At 52.1% G+C, this 21,049-nt stretch carries 19 protein-coding genes; 11 read left to right on the top strand and 8 right to left on the bottom strand.

The genetic code is table 11. The features are described 5' to 3' along the window. Positions 1-49: 49 nt before the first annotated feature. Positions 50-679, bottom strand: a complete 630-nt coding sequence (locus EAH77_RS03070; protein WP_140470312.1) for a flavin reductase family protein — start codon at positions 677-679, stop codon at positions 50-52. A gap of 218 nt (positions 680-897) precedes the next feature. On the opposite strand from EAH77_RS03070, the gene rlmF reads away from it, so the two are divergent. Beyond that, positions 898-1,863, top strand: coding sequence for a 23S rRNA (adenine(1618)-N(6))-methyltransferase RlmF (gene rlmF, locus EAH77_RS03065; RefSeq protein ID WP_140470311.1), 966 nt, complete (start codon positions 898-900; stop codon positions 1,861-1,863). A gap of 385 nt (positions 1,864-2,248) precedes the next feature. Here the strand turns inward: rlmF and EAH77_RS03060 are convergent, their stop codons facing one another. Together EAH77_RS03060 and yfcG are read right to left on the bottom strand one after the other, a co-directional pair. Then, positions 2,249-3,148 carry a TIGR01777 family oxidoreductase gene (locus EAH77_RS03060; RefSeq protein WP_140470310.1) on the bottom strand — a complete coding sequence of 300 codons (900 nt, stop codon included), beginning with the start codon at positions 3,146-3,148 and terminating at the stop codon, positions 2,249-2,251. Between the two features lie 163 nt (positions 3,149-3,311). Beyond that, entirely contained in the window at positions 3,312-3,941 is a 630-nt protein-coding gene (yfcG, locus tag EAH77_RS03055) for a GSH-dependent disulfide bond oxidoreductase (RefSeq protein WP_140470309.1), read from the bottom strand. Between the two features lie 379 nt (positions 3,942-4,320). On the opposite strand from yfcG, the gene yfcD reads away from it, so the two are divergent. Continuing rightward, positions 4,321-4,962, top strand: a complete 642-nt coding sequence (gene yfcD, locus EAH77_RS03050; RefSeq protein ID WP_241673382.1) for an NUDIX hydrolase YfcD — start codon at positions 4,321-4,323, stop codon at positions 4,960-4,962. Between the two features lie 61 nt (positions 4,963-5,023). Here yfcD and EAH77_RS03045 read toward each other — a convergent pair whose 3' ends face one another. Further along, positions 5,024-6,040 carry a LacI family DNA-binding transcriptional regulator gene (locus tag EAH77_RS03045; RefSeq protein ID WP_140470308.1) on the bottom strand — a complete coding sequence of 339 codons (1,017 nt, stop codon included), beginning with the start codon at positions 6,038-6,040 and terminating at the stop codon, positions 5,024-5,026. A 402-nt stretch (positions 6,041-6,442) separates the two neighbouring features. Here EAH77_RS03045 and EAH77_RS03040 point away from each other — a divergent pair, with 402 nt between their 5' ends. The 5 genes from EAH77_RS03040 to EAH77_RS03020 all read left to right on the top strand — a co-directional run bounded on the left by EAH77_RS03040 (position 6,443) and on the right by EAH77_RS03020 (position 10,608). Further along, entirely contained in the window at positions 6,443-6,886 is a 444-nt protein-coding gene (locus EAH77_RS03040) for a PTS sugar transporter subunit IIA (RefSeq protein WP_140470364.1), read from the top strand. Positions 6,887-7,003: 117 nt separating this feature from the next. Next, positions 7,004-7,285: a PTS sugar transporter subunit IIB gene (locus tag EAH77_RS03035; protein ID WP_140470307.1), complete on the top strand. Its 282-nt coding sequence runs from the start codon at positions 7,004-7,006 to the stop codon at positions 7,283-7,285. A gap of 53 nt (positions 7,286-7,338) precedes the next feature. Then, positions 7,339-8,715: a PTS ascorbate transporter subunit IIC gene (locus EAH77_RS03030; RefSeq protein WP_140470306.1), complete on the top strand. Its 1,377-nt coding sequence runs from the start codon at positions 7,339-7,341 to the stop codon at positions 8,713-8,715. A gap of 113 nt (positions 8,716-8,828) precedes the next feature. Continuing rightward, positions 8,829-9,662, top strand: coding sequence for a transketolase (locus tag EAH77_RS03025; protein WP_140470305.1), 834 nt, complete (start codon positions 8,829-8,831; stop codon positions 9,660-9,662). Then, positions 9,655-10,608 (top strand): transketolase family protein, encoded by a 954-nt coding sequence (locus EAH77_RS03020; RefSeq protein WP_140470304.1) that lies wholly within the window; start codon positions 9,655-9,657, stop codon positions 10,606-10,608. Before EAH77_RS03025 ends, EAH77_RS03020 begins: the two co-directional genes overlap by 8 nt. A 71-nt stretch (positions 10,609-10,679) precedes the next feature. On the opposite strand, the gene pta is transcribed toward EAH77_RS03020, so the two are convergent. Then, a complete protein-coding gene (gene pta / locus EAH77_RS03015) occupies positions 10,680-12,821 on the bottom strand; it encodes a phosphate acetyltransferase (RefSeq protein WP_194150473.1) in 2,142 nt (713 codons plus the stop codon). Positions 12,822-13,014: 193 nt separating this feature from the next. Continuing rightward, complete coding sequence (ackA, locus tag EAH77_RS03010; protein ID WP_140470302.1) at positions 13,015-14,217, bottom strand: acetate kinase; 1,203 nt, start codon at positions 14,215-14,217, stop codon at positions 13,015-13,017. 524 nt (positions 14,218-14,741) lie between these two features. On the opposite strand from ackA, the gene yfbV reads away from it, so the two are divergent. From yfbV to EAH77_RS02990, 4 genes are all read left to right on the top strand, one after another. Next, complete coding sequence (gene yfbV / locus EAH77_RS03005) at positions 14,742-15,197, top strand: terminus macrodomain insulation protein YfbV (RefSeq protein ID WP_140470301.1); 456 nt, start codon at positions 14,742-14,744, stop codon at positions 15,195-15,197. Positions 15,198-15,375: 178 nt separating this feature from the next. Further along, positions 15,376-15,870 carry a YfbU family protein gene (locus tag EAH77_RS03000; protein WP_140470300.1) on the top strand — a complete coding sequence of 165 codons (495 nt, stop codon included), beginning with the start codon at positions 15,376-15,378 and terminating at the stop codon, positions 15,868-15,870. Between the two features lie 20 nt (positions 15,871-15,890). Next, complete coding sequence (locus EAH77_RS02995; protein ID WP_140470299.1) at positions 15,891-16,544, top strand: sugar phosphatase; 654 nt, start codon at positions 15,891-15,893, stop codon at positions 16,542-16,544. A 127-nt stretch (positions 16,545-16,671) separates the two neighbouring features. Beyond that, positions 16,672-18,504 (top strand): SLC13 family permease, encoded by a 1,833-nt coding sequence (locus EAH77_RS02990; protein ID WP_140470298.1) that lies wholly within the window; start codon positions 16,672-16,674, stop codon positions 18,502-18,504. 3 nt (positions 18,505-18,507) lie between these two features. Here EAH77_RS02990 and yfbR read toward each other — a convergent pair whose 3' ends face one another. Together yfbR and EAH77_RS02980 are read right to left on the bottom strand one after the other, a co-directional pair. Next, positions 18,508-19,107: a 5'-deoxynucleotidase gene (yfbR, locus tag EAH77_RS02985; RefSeq protein WP_140470297.1), complete on the bottom strand. Its 600-nt coding sequence runs from the start codon at positions 19,105-19,107 to the stop codon at positions 18,508-18,510. Between the two features lie 112 nt (positions 19,108-19,219). After that, on the bottom strand, positions 19,220-20,434 hold the full coding sequence (locus EAH77_RS02980; RefSeq protein WP_140470296.1) for a pyridoxal phosphate-dependent aminotransferase: 1,215 nt from the start codon (positions 20,432-20,434) through the stop codon (positions 19,220-19,222). Positions 20,435-21,049 lie beyond the last annotated feature (615 nt).

Here is a 21,049-nt window from a genome sequence, read left to right as displayed (position 1 = left end):
TCAGAGAATCAGGCGCGGGGCGATCCCTGCGCCTTTTTTATGGCAGGGGTCAGCGGGCGTCAGGGCGGGTCAGATCAAAACGGTTCTCTTCAGAAATACCGTAGTAAGCCGTCGGACCACCGGCGCGCAGTACCGGCTCGGCCAGCGCCGTCTGGTAAATGCCATCGATCAGTAAACACGGTGCGATATGAACCGCGACAACTTCGCCTAAAATAAGCCAGGTATCGACTTTCTCTCCGGCAGCGCTTTGCAACTGAATGCATTGCGTCAGTTTGCACTCAAAATTGACCGGGCTTTCTGCCACGCAATCTGCGGCGACGATGCGCCCGGGGCGCGGTGTCAGACCGGAAAATTCAAATTCATCACTGCCACGGGGCAGGGAGGCTGAGCTTTCGTTCATCTTTTCCAGCAAGGTGCGGGTAGTGAGGTTCCAGACGAACTCGCCAGTTTCAACAATATTAGCCACGCTGTCTTTCCAGCCACTGCTGGCAAAACCAATGATCGGCGGATGATAGTTGAACGCATTGAAAAAGCTGTAGGGCGCAAGATTGCGCTGCCCGGCGGCGTTGCGTGAGGCTATCCAGCCGATGGGCCGTGGGCCGACGATGGCGTTAAAAGGGTCATGTGGCAGGCCGTGACCGGCAGAAGGCTCATAATAATAACGTTCGTCTGTGCTCATGGGGGTCCTTTGGCGCGAAATATGCGGTGTGTTGGTTAGCACGTTAACCGTTTTTCTGCATCGCTGCCAGTCAGTGTCCGGCAGAGGCGAGCGGTTTGTGTTATCTTACGCGCCAGAAATTACGACAGGTTGGTTATCATTCGCAAAGCCTGCCGTTTCATCACCCCATACGTTTTATAAAACTATTTTTCATAAAAACATTCCGGAGAGTCATTCAGGTGGAAAACAAGAAAATCTTCCCGCAAGAAAAAAGCGGCCTGCATCCGCGCAACCGCCACCGCAGCCGCTATGACTTCCCGGCCCTGATCGCCAGCAGCCCTGAGCTTGAGCCGTTCGTCTCTGAGAACAAATGGGGCGATCTGTCCGTCGATTTCGCCGATCCCCAGGCGGTAAAAGCGCTGAACCGTGCGTTGCTGCGCCATTTCTATCAGATTGAAAATTGGGAAATTCCGGCCGATTACCTCTGCCCGCCAATTCCCGGCCGTGCCGATTATATTCATCATCTGGCTGATTTACTGGCCAGCAGTAATCAGGATGAAATTCCTAAAGGTAAAGATATTGCCATTCTGGATATTGGCGTGGGCGCAAACTGCATCTATCCGATTATCGGCTTGCGTGAATATGGCTGGCGTTTTACGGCCAGTGAAATCGATGCCACCTCGATGGCTGCAGCGAAGAAAATCGTTGCCACCAACCCCTTGCTGACCAATCAGGTACGTTTCCGTTTACAGGCTAAACCGCCGCGTATTTTCGACACTATCATCCGTCATGACGAACGTTATGACGCGGTCCTGTGTAACCCACCGTTCCACGGATCTGCGGAAGAAGCGGCGGGCAGCAGCCAGCGCAAGCGCCAGAATCTGGGCATCGATCGCCGCACCGGCAAAGCTGAACTGAACTTCGGCGGCCAGCACAATGAATTATGGTGCGAAGGCGGTGAAGAGTCCTTCGTCGTGCGCATGGCAGAAGAGAGCGCTGAAAAACGCAATAACTGCCTGTGGTTCACCGTTTTGATTTCTAAGAAAACGACGCTGCCCCTGATTTACGAAGCGTTGGAAGAACTGGAAGCTACCGACGTGCGGACCGTTGAAATGACGCAGGGCAATAAGATCAGCCGCTTTGTCGCCTGGACATTCCTCACGCCATGGCAGCAAAAGACCTGGGCAGATAAACGCTGGAACTGATCTAATCCGTTCGAATTTCCCCGCATTTCATCAGCCTGACGTGCAGTATGGCGTCAGGCTAAAAAAATCGTAGACGTCCCTTCTTTTTTGCCTTTCATCATTTGACCTATATAGCCGCTAAGGCGCAGTCAACAATGGCACCGGATGAGAGATTCGAGACCTGAGGCGCGAAACCCAAAATACGGGGACGGCGAAGCCGTGACATTTTGCGCCGTGAACGGGAGTGCCTGAAACACGTGCCTTGCCAGTTATAACTGTTACCCATCAGCCCGGTCTAAAGTGTTACCTATCAGCCCAGTTTGTACGGTTTACGCCTCCTTTTGTACGGTTTTGGGCGGCAGCCCAAGGTTCACCGGTGTGGGCTGCCGCCCAAGGTCACGGGGCGCTACTCCCCAAGAACATCCTCAAGGGCCTCTTTCAGCTCCTGATGACTGTAAACAAACCCGGCATCTTCCAACCGTTTAGGGACGGCTCGCTGGCCGCCGAGCACCAGGACGGCGGATTCACCCATCAGCAGCCTGACTACGCCAGCAGGAACGCGCATAAAGGCCGGACGGTTCAGGACTTCGCCGAGCAGGGCGCTGAACTGTTCGTTACGAGCCGGGTAGGGCGAAACCATGTTGAACGGGCCGTTAAGGGTTTCGTGCATCAGCAGGAAAATGATGCCGTTTACCATGTCGTCGAGATGGATCCATGGCATGTATTGCTGCCCGTTGCCGAAAGGGCCGCCGAGACCGGCGCGAAACGGCAGGACCATTTTTGCCAGTGCACCGCCTTTTTTCGCCAGAACAATGCCGGTGCGCAGCAGGCAGACTCGGGTGCGGTCACTTTCAGCTGCCAGCGCCAGCGCTTCCCAGCGGGCACAAAGTTGCCAGGTAAACTGCTTGTTAGGTGGCTCATCCTCTGGCACTAAAGCCTGTCCCTGATCGCCGTAATAACCCACGGCGGAACCGGAAATAAACACTGACGGCGGGTTCTTGCTGGCATTGATCAGCGTCGCCAGACGTTCGGTGATTTTCCAGCGGCTATCGCATAATTTTTGTTTCTGTTCTTTGGTCCAGCGCTTGTCGGCAATGGGTTCTCCCGCCAGATTGATCACGGCATCGAAGCCATCGAGCGAGGTTTTGTCGTCCAGTGTTTTCCACAGCAATACTTCAGGGCCGAGGAGTTTTGCTGCCCGTTCAGGTGCGCGGGTCAGTGCGGTGATGTGGTGTGATTGGCCAAGAAGGCGTTCGGTGAGTCTGCGTCCGATAAGGCCGGTGGCTCCGGTTATCAAGATTTGCATAGGCTGGCTCCTTAACTGTTTGAATGCGTGCGCGAACGCTTCTTTTCAGCATAGGTTACTCCTGCAGCTAAACACGCGATATGGAGCACATCCCGACGTATTTATTTTCTATCAGTGGGGTTGCTCAAAAGAAACCCTCGGGAGAATTCCAGAGGGTAACCGCTTATTTTTGTTCGGCGATCGCGTAAGCCTTTTCAGTGGCTGGGCGATTTTTAATGCGTTCGAACCAGTTACGCACCGCAGGGAAATTCGCCAGATCTATGCGCTGGCGCTCGTGAGAGGCAACCCAGGGATAGGTGGCGATATCAGCAATGCTGTAATTCTCACCGGCCATGTAGGCGTGCTTGCCGAGTTGAGTATTCAGCACGCCGTACAGGCGTTTGGTCTCTTGCTGATAGCGTTCAATGGCGTAAGGCACCGGTTGCGGAGCGTAATGGGTGAAATGGTGATTCTGGCCGAGCATCGGGCCGAATCCGGCCATTTGCCAGAACAACCACTCAAGCGTCAGCGTGCGTTCTCGCAGCTCCTGGCTAAGCAGTTTGCCGGTTTTCTCCGCCAGATATTGCAAAATCGCCCCTGATTCAAACACGCTGAGGGGAGCACCGCCGTCGACAGGTTGATGGTCGACAATGGCTGGAATTTTGTTGTTGGGGGAGATGGCTAAAAACTCGGGCTTAAACTGGTCACCGGCGCTGATATCAATCCGGTGAAGACGATAAGGTAATCCGGTTTCTTCGAGGAACAGCGTAATTTTGTGACCGTTTGGTGTTGGTGCGTAATAAAGATCAATCATGGTGCCTCCTGCGTTATTTAATTCTCTGTCCGTGGGCGTGTAAACCGCCGATCGGCAGGGCTGGATGCGTCTAATTTACTAAGAAATAATCAGTTTAAAAATTTGCGCGGGTTGTTCACTTTAAAGTCCCCGGCCTTGGGTTAACATAGCAGGTTAGGCTCATCGTCACTGTGAGACTAGTCTGATGGTTTCCCACGCAGGGTGTCATAGGTTTAACATATCGACAACGCATTGGTTGCTATTGAGCCCCCCCACCGAGACAGATAGAATCAGCGAACACTGGCCTTCTTTTGAAAGAAGGTGTTGAGTAAGTCATAAAACTTCCCCGATAGTACAACAATCGCGCATAAGCCTGCGCTCAAAGAGAAGGTTTCATAGGATGGCGGAACAAGAGCAGAACACCGACACCGGCGAATGGGTTGATATCGTCAATGAAGAAAATGAAGTTATCGCCCAGGCCAGCCGTCAGCAGATGCGAGCTCAATGCCTGCGCCATCGTGCCAGCTACATTGTGGTACATGATGGTATGGGTAATATCCTGGTGCAGCGTCGCACCGAGACCAAGGATTTCTTTCCCGGCTGGCTTGATGCCACGGCGGGCGGCGTAGTGCAAAGCGGTGAAGTGGTGCTGGATTCCGCGCGACGCGAAGCGGAAGAGGAACTGGGTATCGCCGGTGTGCCTTTCGCTGAGCACGGCATGTTCTATTTCGAAGAACCGAATAAATGCCGTGTATGGGGTGCATTGTTTAGCTGCGTGTCGCATGGTCCCTTCGCTTTACAGGAAGAAGAGATCGACGAAGTGCGCTGGATGACCCCGGAAGAAATTACTGCACGTTGTGACGAATTTACCCCAGACTCGCTCAAAGCACTGTCGTTGTGGATGACCCGTAACAACGAGAAAGATCACGGTAAGCCGCTGGTGCGTGAGGAGAGAATCTTACCAGGCGATCCACTGCCGGTTGAAAGTTCATCGTTCTCGCTTGGTTCGGTCGATGAAAGCAAAAAAAACGACGGGGTGTAACCCCGTCTACAGTGGGGCGGCTCAGTCCGTCCGCTGTTTTACTCTACTTAGCCCCAGCCTCTCAGCAACTGTCGCGTTTGCATAATGACGATGCAATCGTCACCTCTTCCCACTCTTCATCATGAATTCTGGCCAGTAAGGCCTGCGCTGCGCGGGTACCGATCTCTTTGTGAGGAATGGCAATGGTCGTCAGCGGGGGCTGGCATACGCGGCTGACGTCGCTGTTGCCAAAGCCGACGACGGCAAGATCGTCGGGGACTTTAATGCGTCGGCGTTGACATTCGTACAGCACGCCACAAGCCAGTTCGTCAGAAACACAAACCAGCGCATCCAGTTCAGGCCAGGCGAGCAGGAATTCGGGTAACTGCCGTGCTCCGGTCGAAAAGCTGGCCGGTTCTGCCGAGTTAATCACCCTGTGCACTGACATATGCGCCCGCAGCATGGCTTTGTGCCAGCCTTGCAGATGCTGCTGGAAAATCCACTGTTCCTGATTGGCGCACAGCATTCCTATGTTCTGGTAGCCTTTATCGATCACGGTTTTAGTCAGCTGATACATCGCTTCGACGTTATCAATACCAATATTCATGTCGATAGGCGAGTCGGTCAGCGCACCGATTTCCAGCACCGGTATCGAAGTGTTATCGAGCCAATTACGGACATTGGGTGAGTGCTCAACGCTGAGTAAAATCGCCGCCGCCAAATTATAGGAGAGCAGGGTTTCCAATAATTTCTCTTCACGGTCCATACGGTGCTGCGATTCGGCCAGCATGATTTGATAGCCTGCCGGTTGCAGGATTTTTTGCAATCCGGCAAACATCTCGGCACAACCTGATTCCGACAGGCTCGGCACAATCATTGCAATGGTATAAGACGAGGCGGAAGCCAGCGAACTGGCGGCCTGATTAGGCAAATAGCCTAGCTGACTGACGGCTTCTTCAATTTTTTCCCGTAACTTGTCCGACACCTGCTCCGGCGTTCGCAACGCCCGGGATACGGTCATGCTGCCGACCCCCGCGAGTTGCGCGACATCGGCCAGCGTCACTCTTCCGGTACTGCGTCGTTTTTTGTTAATCGACATTCCCAATCCTGACTTTCAACTGCGCATCGTGCGCACAATAATGGCGAAAACAGCGGGCCGCGACCGGTGGGATCCCACACGGGTTCCGGGGTCAACAGCGGCAGATGTGATGAATTATCGGCAATTCGCAGCCAAAGTATATCCTTATTTCCTGTCCGACGCGGGAGGCGATATCCTGAAGTGACTATTTTTGATAGCGCTATCACAGAATCTGATGGTGGCTTTTTGGTAGCGCTATCTTTGTGAGATGTATCACAGATGTTAACGCTATCGATGAGTAAAGTCTGGATCGTTAACAGGATCGGGGGTGGTTTTTAACTTCAACAGGAGGGAGAAATCAGCGGGCCTGAAGACGCATCAGAACAACATCGCAAAACAAGACAAGAATAGTTGGGAGTAGCAATGCTTAACGATTGGCTGACAGCAGAAACGATTCACATTAGAAATGATATCACCACCTGGCGCGATGCCGTACAGGCCAGCGCGGAGCCGCTGCTGGAAAAGGGAGCCATAACACCAGAGTATGTGCAGGCTATTTTCGCCCAGCATGAAAAACTCGGACCCTATTATGTGCTGGCTCCGGGAATTGCGATGCCCCATGCGCGGCCCGAAGAAGGCGCACATGCGTTAGGGTTGTCGCTGCTGAATCTTCCACACGGCGTTAAATTTAATTCAGAAGATAATGATCCGGTTTATACCGTGGTGATGCTGGCTGCACCCGATAAACATAGCCATATTGAATTGATTTCTGAACTGGCAGAGTTATTTTCAAACGAAGAAGCGATGCAAGAAATACATCAGGCAAAAGACATTAAAACTATTCAGGAGATTTTATCTAAATTCTAATTTCCTGAGCCAGTCAAGGGAATAACGTCAGTTAAACATGGAAGCAGTTAACCGATATTGACATCAGACTCTATTCTGATGCGCTACCCTACAAACTTTAAAACACAGGTAAATATCATGAAAATTATGGCGATTTGCGGTTCCGGTTTAGGCAGCAGCTTTATGGTGGAAATGAACATCAAGAAAGTGTTGAAGAAATTAAATATCCAGGCTGACGTCGAGCACTCAGACCTCTCCTCGGCCATCCCTGGTGAAGCTGACCTGTTCGTGATGGCGAAAGATATCGCTGCCAGCGCGAATATCCCTGAAAATCAGTTGGTCGTCATTACTAATATTGTGGATATCAATGAGCTGGAGACGAAGTTAGTCGCCCACTTCGAAAAGCATCCAATATCCTGACGGGTATTGAATAAAAACCTTACGAATAAAACAAATAGAATATTGAGGTGGGTATGTTTATCCAGGAAACGCTCAAGTTTGTGGTTGATATATTAAAAGTGCCTGCCGTACTGGTGGGGATCATTGCATTAGTCGGTCTGGTCGCGCAAAAGAAAAACTTTTCTGATGTGGTAAAAGGTACGGTTAAAACAATACTGGGTTTTCTCGTTTTAGCGGGCGGTGCGACGGTATTAGTCGGCTCGTTAAATCCGTTGGGCGGGATGTTTGAACACGCCTTCAATATTCAGGGGATCATTCCGAATAACGAAGCGATTGTTTCCATTGCGATGGAGAAATTCGGTGCGCCGACGGCATTAATTATGGCCTTTGGTATGGTCGCTAATCTTGTCGTGGCGCGTTTCACCCGTCTCAAATACGTATTCTTAACCGGACACCATACGTTCTACATGGCCTGTATGATCAGCGTCATCCTGACCGTAGCCGGTTTTGAAGGCGTGGCGCTGGTCTTCACCGGTTCTCTGACGCTCGGCCTCATCATGGCGTTCTTCCCGGCACTGGCGCAGCGTTATATGCGTAAAATCACCGGCAATGACGATATTGCATTCGGTCATTTCGGCACCATCGGCTATGTGCTTTCCGGCTGGATCGGCAGCAAAGTCGGTAAAGGTTCACGCTCTACCGAAGAGATGAACCTGCCGAAAAACCTCAGCTTCCTGCGCGACAGCTCCATCTCCATCTCGCTGACCATGATCATCATTTATCTGATTATGGCGGTCTTCGCCGGACAGATTTTCGTCGAGGCCACCTACAGCGCAGGCCAGAACTATCTGGTGTACTCCATCATTATGGCGATCACCTTTGCGGCCGGTGTTTTCATCATCCTGCAAGGCGTGCGACTGATTTTGGCGGAAATCGTCCCGGCGTTCGTCGGCTTCTCTGAGCGACTGGTACCGAATGCCCGTCCGGCGCTCGACTGTCCGGTGGTCTATCCGTATGCACCAAACGCGGTGTTGATTGGTTTCCTGTTCAGCTTCCTCGGCGGTCTTGTCGGTTTGTTCCTGCTGGGTCAGATGCATATGGTGCTGATTCTCCCAGGCGTAGTACCGCACTTCTTTACCGGTGCAACGGCGGGCGTGTTTGGTAATGCGACCGGTGGCCGCCGCGGTGCGATGGCCGGTGCATTTGCCAACGGCATCTTGATCACCTTCCTGCCAGTCTTACTGCTGCCGGTGCTGGGTGCGCTGGGCTTTGCCAACGCCACCTTCTCTGATGCTGACTTTGGTGTCATCGGGATCCTGCTCGGCAATCTGGCGCGCTTTATGTCCAAAGAAGCCATTATGGCGCTGATTGTTGCCATTTTCGCCGCTCTGGTTGCCTACAACTATCTGGCGAGAAAGCCAGCCGCAGAAAAAGCGGTTATCGAAAAATAAGTTCTCCGTTAGTCACCATTAACCCTCCGGGAAAACACTACGCAAGGCCCGTTAGTCGCTGTTAACAACTAACGGGCCGGGTCGAGTGCTAACTAAAATAAGGACCAAACAACATGAAAGATGTCCAAGAGGTTCGTGAGTTTGCTCGTCAAATCCGCATTGAGACACTGAAAATGCTCACCGGATTAGGCTTTGGTCACTACGGCGGCAGCATGTCGGTGGTGGAAACGCTGGCGGTGCTGTACGGCGATGTGATGCGTATTGACCCGGCACGCCCTGACTGGCAGGAGCGCGATTATTTCGTACTGTCAAAAGGCCATGCGGGCCCGGCGCTGTATGCCACGCTGGGTCTGAAAGGCTACTTTCCACAGTCCGATTTGAAAACGCTGAACCAGAATGGGACCAAACTGCCGAGCCATCCGGATCGCCTGCGCACGGTCGGCGTGGACGCCACCACCGGCTCTCTTGGACAGGGTGTTTCCATTGCTTCCGGCATGGCGCTGTCGCACAAACTGGCAGGCCGCGCCAACCGCGTGTTCTGTATTTTGGGTGACGGCGAACTCAACGAGGGCCAGTGCTGGGAGGCTTTCCAGTTTATTGCTCATCATAATCTGAATAATTTGACGCTGTTTATCGACTACAACAAACAGCAACTCGACGGCCTGCTTGATGAAGTGATTAAACCCTTCGATCTGGCGGCGAAATTCAGTGCGTTTGGCTTTGATGTGTTGACCATCAAGGGTGATGACGTGGTCGCACTGCAACAGGCGCTGACGCCGGTTCGTCAGGGCGAGCAACGCCCGCTGGTGGTAGTGCTCGATAGCAAGAAAGGGCAGGGCGTGAAATATCTCGAGCAACTGGCGAATTCGCACCATCTGCGTTTAACGCCGGATGTGAAACTGGAAATTGAAAACGCCATTGCAGAACTGGAGGCCGCGCATGTTTGAAGTCACGCTGGAACTGAAACCTGATACCACGGAAATGCGCAAAGTGTATGCCAACACCGTGCGTGAGAAGATTGTTGAGAACACGCCGATCATTGCTCTTGAAGCCGATCTGATGAGCTCGATGGCGATGGACGCAGTACATAAAGATCACCCGCAGCACGTGATTAACTGCGGCATTATGGAGGCCAATGTTATTGGCGTGGCGGCAGGGTTGTCGCTTACCGGGCGTGTGCCTTTTGTTCACACCTTTACTGCGTTCGCCAGTCGCCGCTGTTTCGATCAGCTGTTTATGTCGCTGGATTATCAGAAAAACAACGTCAAAGTCATCGCCTCCGATGCCGGTGTCACCGCCTGCCACAACGGCGGTACCCATATGTCATTCGAAGATATGGGCATTGTGCGCGGGCTGGCTAATTCAGTGGTGCTGGAAGTAACGGACGCAGTAATGTTCCGCAATATCCTGTTGCAGCTGATGGATTTAAAAGGCTTTTACTGGGTACGCACTATCCGTAAACAGGCGACACAGATTTATCAGGAAGGCTCGACTTTTACTATCGGTAAAGCCAACCTGCTGCGCGACGGTAACGATATTACGCTGATCGCCAACGGTATTATGGTGGCGGAAGCTTTGAAAGCGGCACAAATGCTGGAACGTGAAGGCGTGAGCGCCGCCGTCATCGACATGTTCACCCTCAAGCCTATTGATAAGGAGATCATCCAGAAGTACGCCGCCAAAACCGGCAAAATTGTGACCTGCGAAAACCACAGTATTCACAACGGGCTGGGATCGGCAGTGGCGGAAGTTCTGGTTGAGCACCATCCGGTACCGATGCGCCGCGTCGGTGTCAAAGGGCGTTACGGTCAGGTGGGCACGCAGGAGTTTTTACAGCAGGAGTATGGTCTGACGGCCGAACATATTCTGGAAGCGGCGAAAACGCTGTTGTGATGATGTGATACAGGAACGGAAGTCAAAAAAAACGCCGACATGATGTCGGCGTTTTGCACTGCAAAGCGTTATTACGCTTTAGCAGCAGCTTCGGCCTGTGCAGACTGAATCGCCGTCAGGGCAACGGTGTAGACGATATCGTCAACCAGTGCGCCACGGGACAGGTCATTAACAGGTTTACGCATACCTTGCAGCATTGGCCCGATAGAGACCAGGTCCGCTGAACGCTGAACCGCTTTGTAGGTGGTGTTACCGGTGTTCAGATCCGGGAAGATAAACACAGTAGCCTGACCTGCAACCGGAGAGTTCGGCGCTTTGGATTTGGCAACGTCGGCCATGATGGCGGCGTCATATTGCAACGGACCATCGATGATCAGGTCTGGACGTTTTTCCTGTGCCAGACGGGTAGCTTCACGTACTTTCTCAACGTCGCTACCGGCACCGGAGTCGCCGGTGGAGTAGGAGATCATCGCAACGCGCGGTTCGATACCAAAGGCAGCGGCGGAATCGGCAGATTGAATCGCGATTTCAGACAGCTGTTCAGCGGTTGGGTCCGGGTTAATCGCGCAGTCACCGTAGACCAGAACCTGGTCAGGCAGCAGCATGAAGAACACAGAAGAGACCAGTGAGCTGCCTGGTGCGGTTTTGATCAACTGCAACGGTGGGCGGATGGTGTTGGCAGTGGTGTGAACCGCGCCAGAAACCAGACCGTCGACTTCACCTTTTTCCAGCATCAGAGTACCGAGAACCACGTTGTCTTCCAGTTGTTCACGGGCGACTACTTCGGTCATGCCTTTGCTTTTACGCAATTCAACCAGACGGGCCACGTACTCTTCGCGCACGACAACCGGGTCAACAATCTTGATGCCTTTGCCCAGTTCAATACCCTGAGCGGCAGCAACGCGTTGAATTTCTTCCGGGTTGCCCAGCAGTACGCACTCTGCAATACCACGTTCAGCACACAGTGATGCGGCTTTCACAGTACGTGGTTCGTCGCCTTCTGGCAGCACGATGCGTTTGTTGGCACTGCGTGCCAGTTCGGTCAACTGATAGCGGAACGCTGGTGGAGAGAGACGACGTGAACGTTCTGAATGGGCGCTCAGGGAGTTGATCCAGTCGCTGTTGATGTGCGAGGCAACATACTGTTGCAGCTTCTCAACGCGCTGATGGTCATCAGCAGGCACTTCGAGATTGAAGCTTTGCAGGCTGAGCGAGGTCTGCCAGGTGTTGGTTTCTACCATAAACACCGGTAAGCCGGTTTTGAATGCACGTTCGCACAGAGTATTGATGCGATCGTCGATGTCGTAACCGCCGGTCAACAAGATAGCGCCGATTTCAACGCCATTCATTGCGGCCAGGCAGGCAGAAACCAGCACATCAGGACGGTCAGCGGAGGTCACCAGCAGTGAGCCTGGGCGGAAATGTTCCAGCATGTGCGGGATGCTGCGCGCACAGAAAGTCACGGATTTCACGCGGCGGGTCTGAATGTCGCCTTCATTGATCACGCGTGCATTCAGGTGTTTTGCCATGTCGATTGCGCGGGTGGCAATCAGTTCGAAGCTCCATGGAATGCAACCTAAGATTGGCAGCGGGCTGTTGGCAAACAGCTGGCTTGGGTCAACATTCGCGACGCTGGCTTTGGTGGAATCATCGAAGATTTCAGACAGATCAGGACGGGTGCGGCCCTGTTCGTCAACCGGTGCGTTCAGTTTGTTAATGATAACGCCGGTAATGTTTTTGTTTTTGCTGCCGCCGAAGCTGCTGCTTGCCAGTTCGATACGCTCTTTCAGCTGCGCCGGAGAGTCATTACCGAGGGCGATAACAAACACAATTTCTGCATTCAGGGTTTTAGCAATTTCATAGTTCAGCGCGTTGGCAAACTGGTGTTTGCGCGTTGGCACTAAACCTTCAACCAGCACCACTTCGGCATCTTTGGTATTTTCGTGATAACGGGCAATGATCTCTTCCATCAGCACGTCTTGCTGATTGGAACTCAGCAAGGCTTCCACGTGGCTCATTTTCAGCGGTTCAGCCGCTGGTACGTTCGAGTTGGCGCGGATAATGGTGGTGGTCTGGTCAGGTGCATCGCCGCCGGTGCGTGGTTGCGCGATAGGCTTGAAGATGCTCAGGCTGACGCCTTTTTGTTCCATGGCACGGATAACACCAAGGCTGACGCTGGTCAGACCCACGCTGGTGCCTGTAGGGATCAACATAATTGTACGGGACACGGCTAAACCTCTCTGGTTTGCCAGACGACGCATGACACGGTTGGGAAGGGGCTGCGCGCGCTCGCCAGACTGTATGTAAACAGGGTTCGAGGGCTACTTTACGCTGGCTGCTTCCGGACTGGCTACGCTCGCCTGTTATGAAAAAAACTGCCAGCAGACGCTGGCAGTGGGATGCATGTTATGCGGTCAGACGGGCCGCATCTTGAGCAATAACCAGCTCTTCGTTGGTCGGGATGACCAGCGCGGCACGGGTGCCTTCTTTGTTGATAGCGCCGGATTTGCCAAAACGGGCAGCCAGGTTGCGTTCATGGTCAACTTCAAAGCCCAGCAGAGCCAACTTATCAAGAGACAATTCGCGAACCATCGCTGCGTTCTCGCCAATCCCTCCGGTGAAGACCACAGCGTCAAGACGACCTTCCATCAGTGCAGCGTAAGAACCGATGTATTTTGCCAGACGGTGACAAAATACGTCCATTGCACGTTTGGCATCTTCTTTCGTGGCGTAGTTATCTTCAACATAACGGCAGTCGCTGGTCACTTCAGTCAGGCCCAACAGGCCAGATTCTTTGGTCAGCAGCTTATTAATTTGATCAACACTCATCCCCAGTGCGTCATGCAGATGGAAGATGATAGCCGGGTCGATGTCACCGCTGCGGGTGCCCATAACCAGGCCTTCCAGCGGGGTCAGACCCATAGAGGTATCAACACATTTACCGTTACGGATGGCGCTGACAGAACCGCCATTGCCCAGGTGGCAAGTGATCAGGTTCACTTCGTCCACGGGTTTGTTGAGCATTTTCGCGGCTTCTTGAGTCACGTAGAAGTGGCTGGTGCCGTGTGCGCCATAACGACGGATGTGGTGATCGCGGTACAGGCTGTACGGGAGAGCGTAAAGATAGGACTCTTCCGGCATAGTCTGATGGAATGCGGTGTCAAAGACGGCGACATTTTTATCGGCCAGTTTCGGGAAGGATTTCAACGCTTCAGCGATGCCGATCAGGTGCGCAGGGTTATGCAGTGGTGCAAACGGGATGGATTCTTTGATACCCTGAATCACTGCGTCGTCGATCAGCATGGATTGAGTCAGTTTTTCGCCGCCGTGAACGATGCGGTGGCCGATGGCAACCAGTTCAGCAGACAGTTCAGGTTTTTGTGACAAGACGTTGTTAACAATGTATTTCAGTGCTTCGCTGTGCGCTGCACCAGCACCCAGAGAGGCTTCTTCTTTCTTGCCGTCCATTTTCCATTTAAGGCGGGCTTCAGGCAGGTGGAAACATTCGGCCAAACCAGAAATATGCTCTTCGCCGTTCACTGCATCAATGATGGCGAACTTAAGGGAAGAACTGCCACAGTTAAGAACCAGAACTAGCTTACTCGACATGGAAGTACCTATTGATAGTTGGTGCTGTTTAAGAAGGAAAACAATACACATGGTTAATAAATCGTCAGTCTGACATCAAGCGTAGCGCATAATGGCGCTGACAATTATGATTAGCATCATGCCAGACAACCAAAACCGGCATGACAATGAAAAACTGGCTTGAGATTTTCCAGGCCATCATAGAGCAAAAACTATCAGGGCTTCGAACAAAACGCGCCTGTTATCGGCTCTTCAAAATGTTATTTGTTAGTGTTGTTTGTTTGTAAAAACACTAACAAATAAGGCGATATTTAATTACAAAACAGCGCGTGCAGAGGCAATATGCAACCAGTCCTCTGTAAAAAAGGGTTAAGGGCCATCAAACCGCCAGCAGGCTGGATGAGACACTTTTTAAAACGCCCCGATTTTGCTGGGACAGGATACCGACAGGTGTCGGCAAAAACAAAATATATTTAATCGTGCTAAAAACTCGTTTGTTATTTACAACTTTTTTTTAAATTTTATATGTGAAGTTGAGGTGCATCATGACCACTAAACCATCAGGTTCTGTCAGTTGGTTTCAGGTATTCCAGCGCGGGCAGCATTATATGAAAACATGGCCGTCCGATAAGCGCCTGGCCCCGATGTTTCCTGAGAACCGCATATCCACGGCGACGCGTTTTGCTGTGCGCTTTATGCCACCCCTGGCTGTCTTCACATTAAGCTGGCAAATTGCCCTCGGCGGCCAGCTCGGCCCTGCGGTTGCCACCTCAATTTTTGCCTGTAGCCTGCCGATGCAAGGCCTTTGGTGGCTGGGACGTCGCTCGTTGACCCCTCTGCCACCGACGTTGTTGGGCTGGTTCCACGACGTGCGGCAAAAGCTGGTGGAAGCCGGGCAGGCACTGGCACCGGTAGAAGGTACACCAACCTACCAGTCGCTGGCCGATGTGCTGAAACGGGCTTTCAAGCAGTTGGATAAAACCTTCTTTGACGATATTTAGCGGAGGCTGCGACATCCGTTTTGCTGAATGCACTTCTTCGTTGTTCATTCAGGCTTCTTAATTAAATGCATTTCAACTCAGTTTATGGGTTCAAATCAAAGAATGGTCAGCTTGCGATTTCGCACAAGTTTGCCCTGTGCCATGCTTTGGTCATTATGCAGACACGAGGAGTTTCACGATGGAAATGACAAACGCTCAACGCCTGATTTTATCCAACCAATATAAAATGATGACCATGCTGGACCCGGACAACGCTGACCGTTATCGCCGCCTGCAAACCGTGATCGAACGTGGTTTTGGCCTGCAGATGCGTGAACTCGATCGTGATTTTGGCGAATTGTCAGAAGAGACCTGCCGCACCGTCATTAACATCATGGAAATGCACCACGCGATGCAGGTTTCATGGACCAATCTGAAAGACACCCAGGGGCTGGATCGCCGCCGTCTGGAATTCCTCGGTTTTGATGCCGCCACTGAATCCCGCTATCTCAGCTATGTCCGCTTTATGGTGAACACCGAAGGGCGCTACACCGATTTTGATTCAGGAACGCACGGTTTCAATTCCCAAACCAAAATGTGGGAAAAATACCAACGCATGCTGGCTATCTGGCTGGCCTGTCCGCGTCAGTATCATTTAAGTGCGGTTGAGATCGCACAGATTATTAATGCCTGAGACTAAAAAAGGAGTCGCTTGTGGAGTGTAAAGGTTTCTTGTTCGACCTTGATGGAACGTTAGTGGATTCACTGCCTGCCGTTGAACGTGCGTGGATCAGCTGGGCGCTAAGCCGCGGCATCAATCCGCAAGAGGTGCTGGCGTTTATTCACGGCAAACAGGCGATCACTTCTTTACGTCATTTTATGCAGAGCGAAAGTGAAGAAGCCATTCAGCGTGAGTTTTTGAAACTCGAGCAGAGTGAAGCGACGGATACCGAAGGTGTTACTGCGCTTCCAGGTGCGCATGTGTTGCTCAGTGAACTGAACCGCCAGAATATTCCCTGGGCGATTGTGACCTCGGGTTCTGTGCCGGTGGCCCATGCGCGCCATGCGGCGGCTTATTTACCAAAACCCGAAGTCTTTATCACTGCAGAGCAGGTCAAACATGGCAAACCGCAGCCGGATGCCTACCTGCTGGGGGCGGAACGTTTAGGCCTGGCACCAGCGGATTGTGTCGTGGTGGAAGATGCGGCGGCCGGAGTGATGGCCGGGCTGGCCGCAGGTTGTAAAGTGATTGCCGTCAATGCACCCTCTGACACGCCGGGGATGGACCGGGTGGACATGATCCTGACCACACTGGAAGTTCTGGTGGTAGAAGCGATCGGGCAGCGGGTCAGCGTGACGCTGCGCTAAACTGCACTTTGCTGATGAATACCTCAATTTTGTTGATATTGACCCCGCCCTTGCGGGGTTTTTTTATGGCATTCTTTCAGACACGCTTTTACTGCTTTTGCCTTTTCATCACAAAGGGAGCCTTGTTTTGACCAGTGAACTGATTTGGGTACTGACACTGCTATTGGCCGCGATGGTGCTGTTCGCCAGTAACAAGTTGCGCATGGATGTGGTGGCCCTGTTAGTGATCATCGCTTTTGTAATGAGCGGAACGCTGACTCTCAATGAAGCCATGGCTGGATTCAGTGACCCGAACGTGATTCTGATTGCCGCACTGTTTGTGGTCGGCCATGGTCTGGTGCGAACGGGCGTGGCGTATCAGGTGGGTGAATGGCTGATGAAGGTCGCCGGAAACAGTGAAACCCGCATGTTGGTGCTACTGATGATAACTGTTGCCGGTCTGGGCGCGTTTATGAGTTCTACCGGCGTGGTGGCGATTTTCATCCCGGTGGTGTTGAGTGTGTCGGCCAAAATGAAAACTGCCCCGGCGCGGTTGATGATGCCGCTAAGTTTTGCCGGCCTTATCAGCGGAATGATGACGCTGGTGGCTACACCGCCGAATATGGTCGTGAACAGCGAATTACTGCGTGAAGGCTTTGACGGTTTCGGCTTCTTTGGTGTGACGCCGGTAGGGTTAGTGGTGCTGTCCATGGGGGTAGTTTACATGCTGGTGGCGCGACGCTGGCTCTCTTCGGAAAATGGCAATGAGAAAAAAGAGACCTGGCAGCGCCGCACCTTTCGTGATCTGATCCGCGACTACCGGCTTACCGGCAGGGCGCGCCGGATGGCGATCCGACCCGGATCGCCATTGGTTGGTAAGACGCTGGACGACCTGCATTTACGCTCGCGTTACGGGGCGAATGTGGTGGGTATTGAACGCTGGCGTAAGTTCCGTCGGGTGATGGTCAGCGCGACCGGCAGCACCGAGCTCCGTGCGCGCGACGTCCTGTTGCTTGATATGTCGGACAGCGAAGTTTCCATCCGTCAATTCTGCGTAGAGGAACAGCTTGAGCCGATGGTGCTGCGCGGTGAGTATTTCTCCGAACAATCCCGCGACGTCGGCATGGCCGAGGTGTCGCTGATCCCCGATTCAGAACTCCTGGGTAAAAGTCTGCGCCAGGTGGGGTTTCGGTCGCGTTACGGATTGAACGTCGTGGGAATACGCCGTCAGGCTGAAGCGCTGGAAGGTAAGCTGGTTGATGAGGAGTTGCAACTCGGGGATATGCTGTTGGTGATTGGCGACTGGAAGCTTATCCGCCAACTGCAACAACAGATGCATGACTTTATTGTGCTGAATCTTCCCGCAGAGGTCGATGATGTGGCACCCGCAGTCAGCCAGGCTCCGCATGCACTGTTCTGCCTGACGTTAATGGTGGCGCTGATGCTTACCGACGAAGTGCCCAACGCGATCGCCGCGATTGTTGCCTGTCTGCTGATGGGGAAATTCCGTTGTATCACGATGGAAGGGGCGTATAAATCGATTCACTGGCCCAGCTTATTATTGATTGTCGGCATGATGCCGTTCGCGCTTGCACTGCAAAAAACCGGCGGGGTGGCATTGATTGTTGAGGGGCTGACGGATGTCAGCGGTGGTCACGGCCCGCGTATTATGTTGCTCAGCCTGTTTGTGCTCTGTGCCACCATTGGTCTGTTTATCTCGAATACGGCCACCGCAGTGTTGATGGCACCCATTGCCATCGCCACTGCGCACCAAATGGGTCTCTCGCCTTATCCGTTTACGATGATCATCGCCATCGCTGCCTCAGCGGCTTTCATGACACCGGTTTCATCACCGGTGAATACGCTGGTGATGGTGCCAGGGAATTACCACTTTGGCGACTTTATGCGAATTGGCGTGCCTTTCACTCTGCTGGTGATGGTCGCCAGCGTCCTGCTGATTCCGGTCCTGTTCCCGTTCTGAGATTCACAGCGGTGAATCCTGACTGATTTCATCCAGTGACAGGCTGAAGCTCGGAATGAAGACATCCATAAAATAGTCCATTTCCGGGCTTTGGCGCAGTGCGAGAGTTTTCTCCAGACGGGCTTTCGCCAAGGTGAACTCAGTATTTCCCGCCGACAACTCTTCGAGGCACTTCAGATAGGCGCACAGCGCATCAGCCTGTTTCACCGTCAGCTTTTCTTCTTCGCTGTAATAATGCTCATCGATCAGCGAACGGAAATCGGCCTGAAGTTCCTCTGGCAGCATCTCAATCATTTTCTGCTGAGCAATCTTTTCTATCTTTTTGTATTCATGGGCGATCTGCGGATTGTAATACTTAATCGGCGTGGGCATATCGCCGGTCAGTACTTCACTGGCGTCGTGATACATCGCTAGCAGCGCCACGCGTTCTGCGTTGAGGTGCCCATCAAATTTACGGTTTTTAATCACGGCCAGTGCATGGGCCACAAACGCGACCTGCAAGCTGTGCTCAGACACATTTTCTGTACGCACATTGCGCATCAGCGGCCAGCGGCTAATCAGTTTCAAACGGGATAAGTAGGCAAAAAAGTGGCTTTGGCTCATAAGACTCTCAAAACAACAGCGAATGAGATTCTATTGTGAGCAGTCGAGGGGCAATCGGCAAGGGCGAAGGGAAAGATAAAGCAGGGCGCAGCCGCAGCCACGCCCATGAGCATTATTGACGATAGGTTTCGAGGAACCGGCCAAGTTTGCCTACGGCCATTTCCAGCTCGTCTACGCGTGGCAGGGTCACAATGCGCACGTGATCCGGGTAAGGCCAGTTAAACGCCGTCCCCTGAACCAGCAGAACCTTTTGCTGTAACAGCAAGTCGAGAACCATTTTCTGATCGTCGTGGATATTAAAACGCTTGGCATCAATGCGCGGGAACATATACAACGCACCTTTTGGTTTCACGCAGGACACGCCGGGTATCTGGTTGATCAATTCCCAGGCTTTATCTCGCTGTTCGAGTAGTCGTCCGCCAGGCTGAATGAATTCGCTAATGCTTTGATAGCCGCCGAGTGCTGTCTGAATCGCATGCTGCATAGGTACGTTAGCGCACAACCGCATTGAGGCCAGCATCTCCAGCCCTTCGATATAGCCTTTCGCGTGTTTTTTCGGCCCGTTTAGGACCATCCAGCCTTGACGGAATCCCGCCACGCGGTAGGTCTTTGACAGACCGTTGAAGGTCACGGTTAACAAATCTGGTGCCAGGGTGGCGATGGAAATGTGTTCGGCATCGTCATACAGAATTTTGTCGTAGATTTCGTCTGAGAAGATGATCAGGTCATGCTCACGGGCGATTTTGACGATCTCCATCAGCAACTCTTTGCTGTACACCGCACCGGTCGGGTTGTTCGGGTTGATGATCACAATACCGCGAGTTCGCGGAGTGATTTTCGCGCGGATATCGTCCAGATCAGGGAACCAGTCGGCTCCTTCATCACACAGATAGTGAACGGCATTGCCGCCGGAAAGTGATACGGCTGCAGTCCATAGCGGGTAATCCGGTGCCGGGACCAGCATTTCATCGCCGGTATTGAGCAGCGCCTGCATAGATTGCACGATCAATTCTGAAACGCCGTTGCCGATATAAATATCTTCAACGGTCATGTCGCGCATTTCACGAGCCTGATAGTGCTGCATGATCGCTTTACGGGCAGAAAAGAGGCCTTTCGAGTCACAATAACCCTGGGCGGTCGGTAAGTTACGGATAACGTCGACAAGAATTTCGTCCGGCGCATCAAATCCAAACGGCGCAGGATTGCCAATATTCAGTTTGAGTACTTTATTGCCTTCTTCTTCCAGACGTTTTGCTTCTTTAAGCACCGGGCCGCGAATGTCATAGCAGACGTTGTCCAGTTTGCGGGATTTTTCAATCGGGGACATGAAATGTGAGCCTTTTTCTGTAAAGCCTGTTCTTCCCTGGCACATAACGGCCGTGGAACAAAGCGAAGGGCACAATTTACTCCCCCCAGCGTGGCTTTTGAAGGGGGGCGTCAGGCTTTGGTGTAAAACAGCACGTGCTATAGTGATTTTGAAATATTATGTTTATGATTTTATATTTTACGATTTAATGCTCTACTTTTTATGTTTTATAAAGAATAATATTTTAATTGAGTGGCCTTTACCTGCGATCACCTACGGATGTTCGTGTCTGTTGTCTTACCGACTGCATAATTTAAGGGCTGAGCTAAGCTTAGGGATATTAAGGGAAAATTAAAAAAGAGAGCTGACACAGATTCTTCAGATAATGTTTAGTGTATAAAAGATATCCTAAGGTGTTTATGTCTATTTTTTATGAAGTACTGGATAAATTAACAGATCTTCGTAAGCGCAATGTAAATGCAAACCAGTAATTCGTAAGCCAGACGAATCAATATAAGTAATTTGTGCTAAGTAATGATAATAACAATGAAAGTGGAAAACTCTTAAGTTTGCTTTAACTTAATGGACACATTCATTATAGGGTTTTCTAACTGAATCAATGAATTTACTCGATTA

The sequence above is a fragment of the Ewingella americana genome (genome assembly GCF_006438725.1).
GTDB lineage: Bacteria > Pseudomonadota > Gammaproteobacteria > Enterobacterales > Enterobacteriaceae > Ewingella > Ewingella americana_A.
Note: the sequence above shows the minus strand (reverse complement) of the source record. Positions and strands in the feature narration are given on the sequence as shown.

Coding starts and splice junctions, on each gene's coding strand:
- EAH77_RS03060 (WP_140470310.1), bottom strand. CDS start 3,148: ATGCAAATCTTGATAACCGGAGCCACCGGCCTTATCGGACGCAGACTC.
- pta (WP_194150473.1), bottom strand. CDS start 12,821: ATGTTGATCCCTACAGGCACCAGCGTGGGTCTGACCAGCGTCAGCCTT.
- EAH77_RS03030 (WP_140470306.1), top strand. CDS start 7,339: ATGTTTATCCAGGAAACGCTCAAGTTTGTGGTTGATATATTAAAAGTG.
- EAH77_RS03020 (WP_140470304.1), top strand. CDS start 9,655: ATGTTTGAAGTCACGCTGGAACTGAAACCTGATACCACGGAAATGCGC.
- EAH77_RS03045 (WP_140470308.1), bottom strand. CDS start 6,040: ATGTCGATTAACAAAAAACGACGCAGTACCGGAAGAGTGACGCTGGCC.
- yfbV (WP_140470301.1), top strand. CDS start 14,742: ATGACCACTAAACCATCAGGTTCTGTCAGTTGGTTTCAGGTATTCCAG.
- EAH77_RS03070 (WP_140470312.1), bottom strand. CDS start 679: ATGAGCACAGACGAACGTTATTATTATGAGCCTTCTGCCGGTCACGGC.
- yfcG (WP_140470309.1), bottom strand. CDS start 3,941: ATGATTGATCTTTATTACGCACCAACACCAAACGGTCACAAAATTACG.
- ackA (WP_140470302.1), bottom strand. CDS start 14,217: ATGTCGAGTAAGCTAGTTCTGGTTCTTAACTGTGGCAGTTCTTCCCTT.
- yfcD (WP_241673382.1), top strand. CDS start 4,321: ATGGCGGAACAAGAGCAGAACACCGACACCGGCGAATGGGTTGATATC.
- EAH77_RS03035 (WP_140470307.1), top strand. CDS start 7,004: ATGAAAATTATGGCGATTTGCGGTTCCGGTTTAGGCAGCAGCTTTATG.
- EAH77_RS03040 (WP_140470364.1), top strand. CDS start 6,443: ATGCTTAACGATTGGCTGACAGCAGAAACGATTCACATTAGAAATGAT.
- yfbR (WP_140470297.1), bottom strand. CDS start 19,107: ATGAGCCAAAGCCACTTTTTTGCCTACTTATCCCGTTTGAAACTGATT.
- EAH77_RS03000 (WP_140470300.1), top strand. CDS start 15,376: ATGGAAATGACAAACGCTCAACGCCTGATTTTATCCAACCAATATAAA.
- EAH77_RS02980 (WP_140470296.1), bottom strand. CDS start 20,434: ATGTCCCCGATTGAAAAATCCCGCAAACTGGACAACGTCTGCTATGAC.
- EAH77_RS03025 (WP_140470305.1), top strand. CDS start 8,829: ATGAAAGATGTCCAAGAGGTTCGTGAGTTTGCTCGTCAAATCCGCATT.